This window comes from Spiribacter halobius (assembly GCF_020883455.1).
Taxonomy (GTDB): Bacteria; Pseudomonadota; Gammaproteobacteria; order Nitrococcales; family Nitrococcaceae; genus Sediminicurvatus; species Sediminicurvatus halobius.
The window spans coordinates 3923882-3938900 of sequence record NZ_CP086615.1 but is presented as its reverse complement, the minus strand read 5'-3'; the positions used below and the strand labels follow the sequence as shown (position 1 = coordinate 3938900).

Annotated in this window: 9 protein-coding genes and 1 pseudogene; 2 read left to right on the top strand and 8 right to left on the bottom strand. The window is 70.5% G+C overall.

Annotated elements, in window-relative coordinates:
• Positions 1–46: 46 nt before the first annotated feature.
• From LMH63_RS18290 to corA, 3 genes are all read right to left on the bottom strand, one after another.
• Positions 47–4333: a caspase family protein gene (locus tag LMH63_RS18290; protein WP_109675193.1), complete on the bottom strand. Its 4287-nt coding sequence runs from the start codon at positions 4331–4333 to the stop codon at positions 47–49.
• The gene (locus LMH63_RS18285) at positions 4330–6525 is read right to left on the bottom strand and encodes a caspase family protein (protein WP_109675191.1); all 2196 of its coding nucleotides are present in this window, start codon (positions 6523–6525) and stop codon (positions 4330–4332) included. Before LMH63_RS18285 ends, LMH63_RS18290 begins: the two co-directional genes overlap by 4 nt.
• A gap of 120 nt (positions 6526–6645) precedes the next feature.
• The gene (gene corA, locus LMH63_RS18280) at positions 6646–7737 is read right to left on the bottom strand and encodes a magnesium/cobalt transporter CorA (RefSeq protein ID WP_109675189.1); all 1092 of its coding nucleotides are present in this window, start codon (positions 7735–7737) and stop codon (positions 6646–6648) included.
• Positions 7738–7927: 190 nt separating this feature from the next.
• On the opposite strand from corA, the pseudogene LMH63_RS18275 reads away from it, so the two are divergent.
• A pseudogene (locus tag LMH63_RS18275) lies at positions 7928–8380 on the top strand (EAL domain-containing protein).
• A 192-nt stretch (positions 8381–8572) separates the two neighbouring features.
• On the opposite strand, the gene LMH63_RS18270 reads toward LMH63_RS18275, so the two are convergent.
• The 3 genes from LMH63_RS18270 to LMH63_RS18260 form a co-directional block, all read right to left on the bottom strand.
• Positions 8573–10480, bottom strand: coding sequence for a TRAP transporter permease (locus LMH63_RS18270; RefSeq protein ID WP_109675187.1), 1908 nt, complete (start codon positions 10478–10480; stop codon positions 8573–8575).
• 102 nt (positions 10481–10582) lie between these two features.
• Positions 10583–11542, bottom strand: a complete 960-nt coding sequence (locus LMH63_RS18265; RefSeq protein WP_109675185.1) for a TAXI family TRAP transporter solute-binding subunit — start codon at positions 11540–11542, stop codon at positions 10583–10585.
• A gap of 39 nt (positions 11543–11581) precedes the next feature.
• Positions 11582–12478 carry a fumarylacetoacetate hydrolase family protein gene (locus LMH63_RS18260; RefSeq protein WP_109675183.1) on the bottom strand — a complete coding sequence of 299 codons (897 nt, stop codon included), beginning with the start codon at positions 12476–12478 and terminating at the stop codon, positions 11582–11584.
• A gap of 145 nt (positions 12479–12623) precedes the next feature.
• Between LMH63_RS18260 and LMH63_RS18255 the strand changes: the two genes are divergently transcribed.
• Positions 12624–13313 carry a FadR/GntR family transcriptional regulator gene (locus LMH63_RS18255; RefSeq protein WP_109675181.1) on the top strand — a complete coding sequence of 230 codons (690 nt, stop codon included), beginning with the start codon at positions 12624–12626 and terminating at the stop codon, positions 13311–13313.
• A 48-nt stretch (positions 13314–13361) separates the two neighbouring features.
• Here LMH63_RS18255 and LMH63_RS18250 read toward each other — a convergent pair whose 3' ends face one another.
• Positions 13362–13727, bottom strand: coding sequence for a hypothetical protein (locus tag LMH63_RS18250; protein ID WP_109675179.1), 366 nt, complete (start codon positions 13725–13727; stop codon positions 13362–13364).
• Between the two features lie 65 nt (positions 13728–13792).
• A complete protein-coding gene (locus LMH63_RS18245) occupies positions 13793–14818 on the bottom strand; it encodes an Acg family FMN-binding oxidoreductase (RefSeq protein ID WP_229332660.1) in 1026 nt (341 codons plus the stop codon).
• Positions 14819–15019: the final 201 nt, after the last annotated feature.

The window sequence follows — 15019 nt, the reverse complement described above, 5'->3', positions numbered from 1 at the left end:
CGCCCGGGTCGGCCACCTGCGCGGGGCGGCCGAGGCCGCCTCGCGTTCATTCCTCCGGGCCAGCCAGCGCCCACTGTTCCAGCACCTCGTCAGACCGGATGCGTGCAACCGCCAGGCCCGCCGGGTGCACTGCCCAACGTCCGCGTACTCCCGAGCTGCCCGCGTCGAGCCAGGCCGTATCGGCACGCGCCATGACGTCGATGACCCGGAAGCCCGCCGGTCGCTCCGGTGTGCCCGCGAACAGCGCCTGCAGCGTGCGGGGATTGCTGTCGTGGACCACTAGGCGGGGCGCCATGGCGGCGATGCGGAAAGTGACGGCCCCAGCGAAGTCGCGGCTGAGCACTCGCTGGCCGGTAGCGATATCCCAGGCCTCGATCCGGTGCGTGACCGGCTCGCCGTCGTCCGTGCCCGCCTCCGGGCCGGAGGCGAGGGGATGGCGCCGCACCAGAAGCCGGCCCGCCGCGCCCAGCTGCACCGCGCCCGATGCGGCAGCGGCATAGCGCCGGTCCGCGGGCGGCGCCGGCACGGTCCACCGCGACAGCACATCTCCGGAGCGCGCCGCAAGATCGATCACGGTGCCGCGGTCGTCGGCCAGCCGGAAGCGGCCGTCGTCGAGCGGCTCGATGTCTGCGAGCAGCCCATCGAGCCCAAGGGCATAGTGCCGGGCCGGACGCCGGGCGTCGCCGGCGCGCCAGACCACGACGCCGTGGCGCTCGAGCCCCGACTCCGCCACCAGCCACCCGGCGTCGCCGCTGAATCCGGCAACCAGCGGGTCGCGCAGGCGCAGGGTCGCGCCGGCCGGCGCGCTCAGGCTTCTCGATTCGCCGTTCTCGAGGTCGGCGAGCATGAGCCTTGGCGAGCCCTCCGACCCATGGACGAGCAACGCCGCATAGCGGCCCCTGGGGCCGGCCACCAGGTCCCGGATGGTGCCATCGGCCAGCATGATGTGCCGCGGCTGCTCACTGCCATCGCGCGCGTGACGGGTCACGCCGTTGCCGCGGGCGATCAGGAGATGACGCCCGTCGCCGCTGTAAGCGACGGCCGCTGGAGCCGTGCCCCCGGACACCGCGGGCGGTCCCTGCAGCAGGCGAGTGTCCGGGGCGCGTGCCGCGGCCAGGGCGAAGTCCCGGGCGTAGTTGCTGCGGCGGCTCGTTGGACGCTGGGCACCCGCCGTGAGCTGGGACACCCGTTGCGAGACGTAGCGCCGCAACTCGTCGACGCGGATGCGCCGATCGCCGTCGAGGTCGGCGCTCCGGGTCTCCAGGCCATGCAGCACGGCCGCGGTGAACACGCCGTTGGCCCAGCGGGGTGACTCGAGGGCGAACTCCGCCGCTCCCGCCGCGGCGATCACGTGGGCCCCGCTCGCCTCCCGCAGATCCAGGAACTCGTCCTCGAGCAGGCTGCGTGCCGCCAGCGTCGGGGGCTCGGCACCCTGCGCCTGACGCATGCCCCGTGTCGACACCAGGCCCAGGTCCGTCTCGCGCCCCGCCTGCGCAGGCTCTGCCGACAGGCCGTCACCGCGGACCTCCCCGGCGTGGCAGCTGTCCACGAAGATCAGCCGCTCCCGGGCGCCGCTGCTGCCAAGCAGACCCTCGATGGCGGCGAAGCCGAGGCCCCGGGCGGCGGGGTCCTGGAAGTCCATGTCGGTCGGCGCGAACCGGTAGCGCCCCGCGGCGTCGCGCAGCCCGTGTCCGGCCAGGTAGAGGATGACGCGATCCCCCGGTGCAGCCTCGGCGAGGAAGCCGCGCAAGGCGAATATCGCGGTCCGAGTGGCCTCGCGATCGAGCAGCAGGCGACTATGAAACGCCCCGGGGCTGTTCAGGCGGAAGTGGCGCTCGGCGTCCGCCACGTCACGCGCCGCGTAACGCAGGTCATAGGCATCGTCGGCGTAGTCCGAAACGCCTATGCCGACGAAGAACGTGCGTCCGCCGCGCGCGGGTATCCGTGCGTGCACCTGAGCCAGCAGCAGCGGGGAGCGGCGTCCGGCAGCGTCTTCGAGGTAGGCGGTGATGCGGTTGTCCCCGGCCGTCAGCTCGACGGGGACGGCGATCTCGCCGCCCGGATCCCCGGCACGCCCCCCGGCGGGCGTGACCCGCACGTTGTCCACGAAGACGTGGGCGCGGCCGCTGGCGGGGCCTTCGAGCCGCAACGTCAGCTGCCGCTGGCCTGTGACGAGCGGTGGCGGACCGGCCCAGCCTGCGGCTGGCCGCTCCGGCCTGCTGCCTGTGGCCTGCGTGGCGAGGCGTGCACGGCGTTCCGCCACCAGCGCGGCCAGCTCCGTGATGCGCTCCTCCGGCACCATGCCGAGGCGGGCGAGCACCCGGTCGGGCCGGTTGCGTGCCAGGTCGAAGTCCGCGAAATGCCGCAGGGTCAGGCCGTCGCGTTCCGAGAGTGCGTCCACCGCGTCCCGGCTCGCGGCGTACTCACCGTCTGGCGCGAGGACGACGCTGCCACGCTCGCCCACCGGGTAGAGCGTGCCGAGGAGCTCGTGGCCCGCCCGGGCGATGACATGGATGCCCCCGTTGCGGGCGCTGGCGTAGATGCGCGTCTCGGTGAGCAGCAGCTGGTCGACTGCGAAGGGACCGAGCTCCCGCATCGCGAGCCGCTCGCCGCTGGTGATGTCGAGCACGGCGATACCCTGGTCGACCGCGACGACCAGGCGCCCGCTGTCCGGATCGAAGGCGCTCGCCCGTACCGCGCCCTCCAGCAGCGGTGCCTCGCGGCGGCTGTCGAGCACACCGCTTGGCAGGACCGTCCAGACTCCGTCCTGCGCCGCGAAGCCGATATTCAGCACGCTTGCGCCGCCGGATGCCGCCGGGCCGATGCTGGTTCGTGAGAGCCGTCGCTGGCTGGACCAGTCCCAGATCGCAAGTTGGCCGCGCGTGTCCACCACGAAGAGGTATTCGCGGCCGTCCGGCCCGGTGCGCAAGCGCACCAGGGTCGCCCGCTCGCCGGGGGGGTAAGGTGTGGGCCAGGCAAGATGGCCCCGCACCGTCGCCCCCCGGCAGATCCAGACGCCGTCGGCATCGGCGACGAGCACCCGGCCATTGGCGAGCCTCTGCCCGGTGCGCCAACCGTCGCGCCCCTGCGGCGCGCCGCAATCGGAGGAGTTCGGGTGGCGGCGGCGGAGCGCTTCCAGCTCGGCGGGCCGGGTTATGACGGAGCGCTCCAGCTCGCCGAGGGACCAGCGCTGGAATTCGATGCCGCGGCGCCGGTTTCGCTCCAGCGTCTCGCCGCCGTCTCCCCAGGGGTCGGCCGTGCCGGGGGCCGGTGCCGTGCGCAGCGTCAGTAGCCCGCTGGCTTCGTCCACGGCCATGAGCCGGCGCTCGCGCGTGCGCCGGGTGAGCTCGCCCAGGGTGTCCCCGGTCTCGGCGTCGAGCAGCCGGCGACCGCTGAAGAGCACGTCCCCGGCCGCTACCGCCAGGGCCGGCTGGGGATCGTCGCGACAGGGGGTGGCCGCGAGCCGGCGGGCCGGCTCGCGCGACGGCGGCTTCAGCCACAGGCAGCCGCGAGCGCCGAAGTAGGCCAGGCGGCCATCGTCGAGAAACCGCGGGCTGCGGGCGCTCTCGAGGTTCTCCAGTCGGGCGCTCGGCAGGTGGAGTCGGTGCGCCTGCGTGCCGCTGCCGATCACCAGCCAGCGGGCATCCGGCGAGAAGCGCAGTGTCTCCGGGGAGGCCCCTACGCCCTGGGGCAGTGCGACCCGTTGTGCCTCCCGTATCGCCTCGCCGTCGGTGCGCCACACCACCAGCTCCCCGGCGGTGGCGGTGGCGAGCCTGCGGCCGTCGTCACTGAGCGCGAGGCGCGCGGACGCGACGCCCGGCACCGGCAGCTGGCGGCTGCCCTCGGCGCTGGTGAGGACGACGAGCGTGCCGCCAGCATGGCTGCCGGCGTAGCTGCGGCCGTCGGCGCTGGCGGTGAAGTCATTGAAGCCCTCGGCGCCAGGGTGCGGCGCGCGCGGCCAGCGCTGCACCGCCTCGCGCCGTCCCGTGTGCCAGAGCGCAAACTCCTCGGTGGTGGCGGCGAACAGCGCCTGGCCCCGGTCGAGCAGCCGCAGCCGCCGTACGCCGTTCAGCAGCGAGCCGGCGGGGAGCCGGGTGAGGCGGCGGCGACTCGAGAGATCCCAGAGGGTCACGGCCCCCTCGGCATCGCCGATGGCGGCGGTATACCCGTCCGGTGCCACGGTGACTGCCGTCTCGGTGGCGAAGAAGCTGGCCGGCTCGGCGTCCTGAACCACCAGCTCGGCATGGCTGGTGGTCGCCGCCAGGGCAAGCCAGGCGAACCCGAGCGGCCGTCGCCAGCGGCGCTCCGGCCGCCGCCATCGCCTCGCTCTCACTCGCTGTCTGGCCGGACGCGGGTGGGGAAGACGGCGGCCTCCAGGCCCGCGCCGCCGCCGCCCGGTGCCCCCATGCCCCGGGTGCGGCTGGCGCCGAAGCCGCCCTCTGCCAGCAGGGCCTCCAGCGGACGGGACGGAGCTGCGCTCCGCGTGCGCACGCCGGCCTGGGCCAGGAAGCGCAGGTCTGCCGGCTGGGAGGCGGCTTCCACTTTCACTCCGAGCACGATCAGCTGCTCCCGGCCGACGGTATCGGCATGGGCCGCGAACTCGCCGACGGCGATGCGGCCGTCCGCCTCGATGCGGCCGTTGTACAGCTGCCGTGGCCCCGGCCAGAGGGCGGTGATGCCGAACTGTGCGTCGACGAAGAGGACGGTGATGTCCACCGGGCTGCGACCACGGTTGGTGATGACGAGGCTGACGCAGTCCCCCGCGGTCAGCTCGAGCTCGCGGCCGGCGCGGTGACGCTCGCTGTCCGGCGGCGGTTCGGGGGCGTAGAGCCATTCGCAGGCACGACCATCGCCCTCGCGACCGATGGGACGCACGTGCAGGGCGGTCTCCAGCGCCGGGGCCGCGGCTGACGCGGACTGCCGCGCGACGCGCAGCAGATTGCGCACCCGTGAGACACGGCCGAGGGCGTCCTCGAGCCGGTCCGCGAGCGCGGTGGAGCCGGCCGCGGCGAGGTCCAGGTAGGGCGCGAGGGGCGCTCCATCCGTCTCGTCCACGGGTGTCTGGGGGCCGAGCAGGTACAGCCGCTGCCCGATACGGCAGAGCCACACGTCGGCAGCCCCCGGCTCACCCGGCCAGTCCAGCCGCTCGGCAAGGTCGCTGCCGCCGGTGCGAACGGTCGCCACCGCACGCTGCAGCGCGGCGTCTGGGGCCGCGCATCGGCCTGCGCCGCTGTCGTCACCCAGCACGGCCACCGCTAGGGTGAAATCCACCGGCAGTACCGCCGGCCGGGCGAAGGAAATCAGCGGCAGGTCCAGCACTGCCGGTGCCGGCATGCCGTTATGGGCTACGGGTCGAACCCGCGCCGAGGTGAGGTCGGCGTCCGTGACCTCCACGTAGCCGAGGCGGGCATCATCGTCGGCGGTCGCCGAGGGCAGCACCGCCAGGACGGCCCCTGCGGTTATCCGATGCAGCTTGCCCGCCTTGAGCGCCAGATTGCGTCCGTCCGAGACCAGCTGCCACTGCGTGATGGCGTCCGCATCGGCGCCGAGCACGCCACGGTCGAGGTCGAGGCCCTCGGCCAGGGGGACCGCCGTCGCCCTCGGCATGGTCTGGAAACGCTGGATCACCGCGTCGATGGCCTGCCGGTACGTGGCGCCCGGCGCCTCGGCAAGCACCTCGTGCAGCGTGAAGCTGAACACGCCGTGCTCGCGTGCCTCAGCCGCGCCCCGCGGCAACCGGTACTCCGGCGTCTCCTGGGTGCTCTGGGCGGCGTAGAAGGCGACGAGACCGCCATCGCCGCCCTGCAGATCCGCCGGCGATTCCGGTTCGCCGCCGCCAGCGCCCCGTGTACGGACACCGGCATGGGCCTGGGCGGCCTCGAGGGCCTCCGGCGGGATGCCGAGCTCCGCTGGCGGCACCTGCCGATAGCGAACGCCCTCGGCACGCACGGCGCGGGTGGCTGTCGCCGAATGGCAGGTATCGAACACGGCCCAGACCGAGGCACCGCTGCGCCGGATGGCGGCGATGGCGGTGCGCAGCTCGTCGTCGACGATCGCGTTGTCCACGGCCTGACGCGGCGCGTTCCAGCCGGCGGCGTCCCGGGGCAGAAAGATCTCGTCAAGGCCATCCGGCTCGTCCCCGGCACCTTCGGCAGAGACCGGTTGCTGTGCACCGTGGCCGGCGAAGAACAGGAATACCTCATCGCCCTGGCCAGCGGTGGCCGATAGTGCTTCCAGAGCATCGAGAATGGCCTCGCGGGTCGGTAGCCCGCCGCCGTCCACCCCATCCGCCAGCACATGAACCTGCTCGGACGCGACGCCGCGGCGGGCGAGGAAATCGCGCCACAGACGGACGTCGTTCCGTGGCCCCGCGAGCTGCACCGACTCGGACAGCTCCGGATACTCCGAGACGCCGACTAGCAGGGCGTGAACGCTGCCTTGTGCCGAGGCCCCCGGTGCCGCCGCGAGGCCCATCAGAAGCGCCAGAACCAACCCCTGCCGGTGCCAGAACCGTCTGCAATTCATGCCGTTGCCTTCTCACCCGCGGCGCCCGATCGGGCAGGATTTCCCGAAGATTCATCGGGGGGACGAACAGTGCCGGCAAGTGTCAGGGGGCGAGGGAGCCAGGGCCTGGGGGGGCTCAGCTCACCGCCCGAGCCAGCCCAGCCGCCGGAAGTAGAACAGCAGCAGCGCGCCGACGCCCACCAGCAGGCCGAGGGCGAACGGGTAGCCGTAGCGCCAGCCGAGCTCCGGCATGTTCCAGGGCGAGACGGCGGGGTCGAAGTTCATGCCGTAGATCCCGGTGATCACGGTCATGGGCATGAACAGCGTGGCGATGATGGTGAGCACCTTCATCACTTCGTTCATGCGGTGGCTGAGCGCGGAGACATGCAGATCCACCGCCGTGCCCAGGCGCTCGCGGTAGATCTCTAGCAGATCCATGATCTGCAGGACGTGGTCCTCGCAGTCGCGCAGGAACAGCCCGGTGTCGCCGGCGAGGCGCCCCTCGCCCTCGCGCAGGCCGCGGAAGAGCTCGCGCTGCGGCCAGATGGCGCGGCGGATCTGCAGCAGCTCCCGCTTCAGGCGCTGGATCTCCAGCATGCCGGCGTGCTCCGGCCGGGAAACGGTGCGCTCCTCCAGCCCCTCGATGCGCTCGGCATACTGCTCGAGCAGCGGGAAGTAGCTGTCCACGACCGCGTCCAGCAGGGCATAGGCAAGGTAGTCCGCGCGCAGCAGCCGTCCGCGGTTGCCGGCGTGCTTGCGGATGCGGGTACGAACGGGGTCGAAGCAGTCCGCCGGCTGCTCCTGCACCGAGACCACCAGACCGTCGGCGAGAAACAGGCTGATCTGCTCGAGCTCCAGCGCTTCATCGGTCAAATGCGGCAGCCGCGTGATGATGAAGCTGCTCTCGTCGTAGTGCTCCACCTTGGGGCGCTGGTGGGTGTTGAGCACATCCTCGAGCGCCAGCGGGTGCAGGTCGAACAACTGGCCCAGCTGCGCGATGGTCTCCGCATCGCCAAGGCCCCGCACGTCCACCCAGACCAGTGCGTGACGGCCGAGCAGCCGCTCCACCTCGTCGAGGCTGACGTCGGCCCGCTCGATGAGCTCGTCGTCGCCATAGGCCATGACGTTGATCGTCGGCGGGCGCGCGCCCGGCGGGGCCACCAGCGTGCCCGGCGCCGTCCCACTGCGGGGCCGGTGGCGCAGTTCGTAGGGACGGGAGGGTTGTCCTTTCATGCCTGGGCTGCTTCCGGGTGGCTGCGGGGGGTGGGCCGCGTCGGCCGCAATCCGCCGAGGCTAACGCGGTGGGCGGCGGGGCGGAAGCTGGGCCGCAACCGATTGGGTGTCGGGGGTTTCCGATGGATGGCGTGGCGCGGGGCGAAAGGTCACTGGTGCTGGACACTGGGACGCGGTATAAGGCGCTGCCCTGCAGTTCCAGCAGCCGGAGTTCGTCGCCGAGCTCGCCGCGATTCTGCACGAGACCGGCGCCGATGCCGCCTGTCTTGTTCTGGAGAAAACCGAGAGCGTGCTGCTGGCCGATTGGAGCGACCGTGCGGCGACGTGCAGCGCGCTCCAGATGCTCGGCATTCGGCTGGCCCTGGACGACTTCGGTACCGGCTACTCCTCGCTGGCCTAGGTGAAGCGCCTGCCGGTGGACGTGCTGAAGATTGACCAGTCCTTTGTCCGTGGCCTGCTGGACGACGGCAACGACCAGTTGATCGCGCGGTCCATCATCAGCCTGGCGACCCATCTTGGGCTGCAGGTGGTCGCCGAGGGTGTGGAGACCCCGGACCAGCATGACTGGCTGCTGGACAACGGCTGCACGGGCTTTCGGGGCTGCCTGTTCGGCCGCCCGGGGCAGCCGCCGCCCTCGCCGTAGTGGCTGCAACCCGTGAGGCTACGGGAGCGATTGGATCGATGCCGGTGCAGCTGCTTGGCGATTCACGCCGGGCAAGCCCTGGCTGGGCCGGGACGGCCAGGGCGCATATCTGCGCCGGCTTTCCAAGGGGCTTTCGAGTTGGCGGTGAGCCCGATTCGAGCCGTCAAGTGGCCAGCCGCCGGCCGTCGGGATTCAGGGGATACTCTGCACGGGAACGAACCGTCGCAGTGCCAGGGTGGCGCCCGCCGCCCCGATGACGATCGCATCGAGCGTCAGGCTGGCTGGCGCGAAGAGGACCCCTGCCACGGCCAGGAAAACGCCGCGCGACAGCCAGTCCAGCGTGCCGAGCCACCAGATGGTGCCCTGCAGCGCTGCTGCCAGGGCCACGCTCGCGAGCAGGAACGCGATGCTGCGGTGGATGATCTCCGGCGTCGTGCCGATGGTCAGCAGCTCCGGCGTGTAGGCGAATGCGAACGGAATGAGGACCAGCGTTGCGCCGAACTTCAGGGCGGCGAAGCCGGTGCGCATGGGGTCCGACCCGGCGATGGCGGCAGCCGCATAGGCGGATACGCAGACGGGCGGTGTGATGTTGGACAGGCAGGCGGCGTAGAAGACCGCCAGATGCGCGGCGATCATGGGCACGCCGAGCGCCACCAGCGCCGGCGCGGCGACCACCGACAGGATGATGTAGGAGCCGGTGGTGGAGCTCCCCATGCCGATGATGATCGAGATCAGCGTGACCATCACCACGGCCGGCAGCAGGTGTCCGCCGGCAGCCTCGACGAGCACTGCGGAGAACTTGAGGCCAAGGCCGGCGAGGATGATGCCGCCGATGATGATGCCCAGGGTGCCGATCGCCGAACCCGCGGCGGTGTTGCTGTGCCCCGCCCAGGACAGCGCCTGGAATAGGCGCTTGGGACCCATGCGGGTTTCGGGGCGTAGCCAGGAAAGTACGAACGCCGCCACCGTGCCCCAGAAAGCGCCGAACTCCGGCGAATAGCCGATGACCAGCAGGCCTACCACCACGACAAGCGGCAGGAAGAAGTGGCCGCCGCGCAGGAGCACGCGGCCCACGGAGGGGATCTCCGCCGCCGGCAGTCCCTCGAGGCCGCGGCGCACCGACTCCAGGTCGATCATGACCAGCAGGAAGATGAAGAACAGCGCCGCCGGGATGATATTCATCAGCGCGATCGTGAGGTAGCTCGTCTGCGTGAGCGTGGCCAGGATGAATACGCCCGCGCCCATGATTGGCGGCATGAACTGCCCACCGGTGGACGCAATGGCCTCGATGGCGCCCGCCGTGTGCGGCTTAAAGCCGGTGCGCTTCATAAGCGGGATCGTGAAGCTGCCGGTGGTTACGGTGTTGGCCACCGAAGATCCGGAGATGGATCCGAGCAGCGCCGAGGTGAGCACGGCGATCTTGGCAGGGCCGCCGCGCCAGCGCCCCGCAAGTGCCGTGCCGAGCTCCATGAAGAAGGTCCCCGCCCCGCACCGCTCCAGGAATGCGCCGAAGATCATGAACGGGAACACGAAGGTGGCAAACGTGGCGGTGACCACCCCGAACAGCGCTTCCTGGGTCGAGAAGGTGAATTCCAGGATGCGGGTGACCGACATGCCCGAATGGGCGAGCTTGCCCGGCAGGTACGCGCCGAAGTAGAGCTGGGTCAGGAAGGCAACGGCGATGATGACGAGCACGGGCCCCAGCACGCGCCGGCTGGTCTCGAGGATGGCAACGATGGCGATCGCCGCCATGATCTGATCCATCTCGCTCGGCGAACTGACGCGGAACATTGCGTACGCGACGTACTGGTCCATCCAGTAGACGATGGGTACGACAGCGGCGGCGATCCACGCGAAGTCGACGACGCTGGGACGGTGCGTCGGCGAGTGGCGGCTCGCGGGGTAGAGCAGAAAGACCAGCACCGAGGTCAGCATGAGATAGACCCCGCGGTTGGTCTCCGTCGAGATCAGGCCGAAGCCGGAGGTGTACAGGTAGAAGCCGGCAAATCCGGCCGCCACCAGCCGGAAGGCAACGGCGAACCAGCCGCTCAGCCGGCGCTTTGGGCCCTCGACGGGACCGAACCAGAGGTCACTGCTCATGGGGTGCGCTCTGAAGCCGGCGTGCGACGCGCGCCTGCCGGGGACACGCCGAACCGGCCGCCCGGTGCTCCCAGGCGGCCAGCGATGGGGAACGGCCGGGGATTACTCCTCCCAGAGACCCTCGCGCTTGTAGTAGGCCTCCGCCCCAGGGTGCATGGGCGCGCCCAGGGCCAGGAAGTTCGCCGTGTCGGGCTCCATCTGTGCCCAGGCGGCGTGCCCCTCCGCAAGCCGTCGACGATTGTCCTCCTGGTATGCCACTTCCAGCATGCGCTCCACGACATCGGCCGGAACGCGCTCATGCGCCACCCAGTACACCGTCATGAAGGGCATCCGCGTCTCCGGGACGCCGGTATACACGTCCTCCGATAGGTATCCGGTGTTGTAGAAGGGGTACATCTCGCGGATGGTTGCCATCTGCTCCTCGGTGTACTCCAGGATCCGCACGCCTCGCGTCTCGGCGAGCTCGGAGACCGCCGCCGCGGGGGCGGAGGACTGGCAGACGGCATCCACCTGACCGTTGGCGAGCGCCCGACCGGCGTCCGCGAACGTCATCATCGTCGGGTCGACGTCGTCGAGAAGCTCCAGGGCGCGCAGCATGTTGGAGCAGTTGAAGACCGTGCCGGAACCGGGCGGGCCGAGCGCAACGCGCTTGCCGGCGAGATCCTCGATCCGCTCGATCTCGGAGTTCTGCAGTGTCACGAAGTAGGTCGGGCCCTCGTAGGCCTTGGCCACTCCGCGCAGCATCTCGCCCTTGGGGTCGTTCTGGAACGGCCCCTCGTTGTGCAGGGACATGTAGACGTGGGCGCCATAGACGATGCCCATGTCCAGCTCCCCCGCGATGAGGCGCTTGGCGTTCTCGGTGGAGCCACCGGTGGTGACCTGGGTGACGTTCAGATCGTCAATCTGGTCCGAGAACAGGGTCCCGGCGACGCCGACCATGTAGTACATGACGCCACCCGGGTTGGAGCCGCCCCAGGCAATCTGTGTCTGGGCCGCTACCGGCCCCGCCATGGCGGCCGCAAGGCCGCCGCCCAGGCATGCCGCTATCAGATGCTTCTTCATCACTCTCCTCCTACTGGTCCAGGTCTTATGCATCCCCGTTCAGGTGACGGGGTTCTCCAATGTGCCGATGGGCTCGATGGTGATCGCCACCGAGTCCCCCGGCCGGAGATAGCGGGGCGGCTGAAACCCGATGCCGACTCCGGCCGGGGTGCCGGTGGCGATGATGTCGCCGGGCTCCAGGCGGATGCTCCTCGAGATGACTTCGATGAGCGTGGGAATGTCGAAGACAAGGTCGGCGACGCGGGCCTGTTGCCGGGGCTCGCCGTTTACGGTCGTGGTCAGGGTGAGCTCGCGGACATCCGGAACCTCCTCCGCGGTCACCAGGGTCGGTCCCATGGGGCAGAAGGTGTCGATGCTCTTGCCAAGGAACCACTGCCGATGGGTCTGCTGCGTAATGCGCGCCGTGACGTCGTTGACGATGGTGTAGCCGAAGACGTGCGACCAGCAGTCGGCCTGCCGGATACCGCGCCCGCCACGACCGATGACGACCGCGAGCTCACCCTCGTAGTCCGTCGAGCGGGTGGGGTCCAGTCCCGTGTCGATGGGCACGCCGGGGCCGACGATGCTGGTGTGCGCTTTCGTGAACACCACTGGATGCTCCGGCAGTGCCGCTGCGTCTTTGCCGCTCGAGGCGTCGAAACCGCTCGAATGAAACTCCTGGGCGTGTGCGTGATAGTTCTTGCCCACGCACATGACGTTCTTCGGCGGATGGCTTAAGGGCGCATGCAGGGTGATGTCGCTGGCCGGTCGCCTGGACGCACCGGAGTCGATTGCGTCCCGTGCCGCGGCAAGCGACTCCTGGCCGCCGGCGATGAGATCCTCAAGCGTATCGGCCACCCCGGCCGCACTGAGGTCGACAGCCGCATCGCCGCCGTCGACGAGGGCTCCGACCCGGGGTGCGGCTGACTCCGCCGATGTGAAGGTGATCAGTCTCATGGGTGATCCATTCTCTAAATGGACTAAAATTGGGGCCTCCGCTAAGTAAATCATGGTTTCCCGATTCGTCAAGATCACCCGTGACAGGGCCGCATTTGTGATCCAATATTGATTGGGTCAAACGCAGGCTAGCGAAGGTCGGTTAATGCGCAGCAGTGACCTCGTCGAGACAGTTCGTGAGTACATCCGGAGCGAAGGCCTCGGCCCGGGAGACCGTCTACCGCCGGAGCGCGAGTTGGTGCGTGTGCTCGGTGGGAGTCGGGGGACGATGCGCCGCGCGCTCGATGCCCTGAAGTCGGAAGGCCTGCTTTGGCGAGGCGTTGGCAGGGGCACTTTTCTGGGGCCGCCCCCGCCTGAGCGCTCGCCGCCCCTGCGCTGGGACGCGGGCCCTGCCGCCGGCCTCCAGACGACCAATCCCGCCGAGGTGCTGGAGGCGCGAAGCGTGCTCGAACCCCGTATGACCGCGATCGCGGCGTTGCGGGCCACCCCCGAGGATCTGGCGCGCCTGGACCGGTCGTTGAGAGAATGCGCTACGGCTAGGGTGCTCGCGGACTTCGAGGTCGCCGACAGCGCCTTCCACTGCGCCGTGGCGGATGCCTGCCACAACGCCATGCTGATGAGCCTGTTTCAGGCGCTCAACGAAGCCCGGCAGGGCGACTTGTGGGGCCGGCTCAAGCAGGCCTCCCTCACCCGCGAGCGCATGAGCCGGTATGTGCGCCAGCACCAGGCGATTCGCGACGCGATTGCGGACCGCGATCGCATGGCCGCGGAGAGCGCGATGCGCGACCACCTGCGGGAGGTCACGGCCAACATGCTGGGCGAAGGGGCGGCGTGACGGGGTGGCCCGGGGCCGCGGCAGGAGCGTTCGTGTAATCGCTGGGCGTCAGATGAGGCGGCGCAGGCGGGCGGCCAGCCATGGGGCGATCGTGATCGTGGCGAGGACGAGCAGCCACAGGTTGCCCCCGGCGGGGCTGTACTGGGCCAGCAGCTCGTCCCCGGACTGCCGGAGCACGAGCACGCCAAGAACGAGCTCGAAGGCGACGGTGAGCACGAGCCAGTAAACGCCCAGAGCCGCCAGGACCGTCGCCGGCTGACGGCCGTAACAGGGTGCCCCTGCGTAGGCCACGGCGAGGACCAGCACCGAGAGCAGCAGGCCACTGGTCACCAGTCCGAGCGTTGGGCCCAGCGCCGGCTCGAGCGCCGCCTCGCGCACAGCGCCATTGCCAATCGCGAGCGCGCAGATGGCCACCCACAGAATCGTTGCGCGGAGCAGGACCGGCGGCCGCGCGGTGGGGGCTCTCGGTCTGGCACCTGTCATGCCGCCGGTCCGCGGTGACCCGAAGCCGCCTGTGCCTGCGCCTGGTCCGCGGCATACCGGACGACGTCCGGCAGTGGGCGGCGGTAGGAAAATGGCATGGGCTCGGCGTAGCCGAGCCGGATCAGCAGCACCGGACGTCCGCTGAGACCGAACGCCACGCGCAGGCGCTCGCTGGCTTCCGGCACTTCGCAGGGCATGTTGACGTGGGCGTGCCTGACGCCTTCGCTCGTGGCCAGCAAGGCGGCGCGCTCGAAGCTCTGGCCCGCCCGAACCCAGGCCTCGGGGGTGTCGGTTTCCACGCTGAAGATCATCAGCGCCGAGGATGAGCGTACCTGGGCCGCTGCACGCGCCGCCTCCCGGGCGGGCGTCAGGGCGAGGCGCATCAGCCTTTTGCCGAGCCAGCGGGGCATGGAAGGCAACCCCATGACACGGGCGGCGAGGCCGTCCCCGCGTGCCTCGGCCTCGCGGCGCCCGAAGCGGATCCAGCAGATCAGCTCCTCGACGAACGCCGGGTCGGCCAGCTGGGTCCGGCAGGCGCTCTCGACCTGTTCGGCCACCCTGCCGATAAGGTCGCGGTCGGTGACGAGGCGAGGGCTCACCAGCGGCTCCGCGGCCAGCTCCGCGATGGCCCGGACAACGGCCGCAGGCAGCGGTCGGCTGTCAAAGGCGCGGCGGGTGGACTGGCGCTTGGGGATGGCCCGGAACAATGCTGCGGCTGTCCCGCCCGGCGTCTGCTGGCTGTCCGCGTCGGGCCGGGCCAGCCTGACCCGGATGGTATTGGCCTCTTCATCTTCCGGGAAATAGGCAAGCGAGGGCTGAATGCCCTCACTGCCGGCAGCGATGACGAGATTCTCGAGCGCGCAACCGAGGCTGATGAACAGCGCGTGGTCGTCCGGATCGACGACCGGCAGCCGGCGGTGGAAATCCGGGCGCAGCCGGATCGCGCCGTCGCCCAGCTCGAAACGCCATGGCTGGGTATTGTGGCTCGACGGCGCCATGACCGCGTGGCGGATGAGCTCCATGCATGCGTCCCGGTGCATCGCGCGACCTGCTTTCCCGAATGCGGCCCCAGTCTGAACCTCGCGCCGGGCCCCCATCCTGATCCAGGTCAGGGTCCGGTGCCGTTCAGGCCGTGTGCATAGGGTGTCTCCGCTATGTCCGGCGCCACAGAGGGCGTCGGTGGCGGCGCGGTTGACGGCCTCTGCCGCTCATCGGTCCGACCA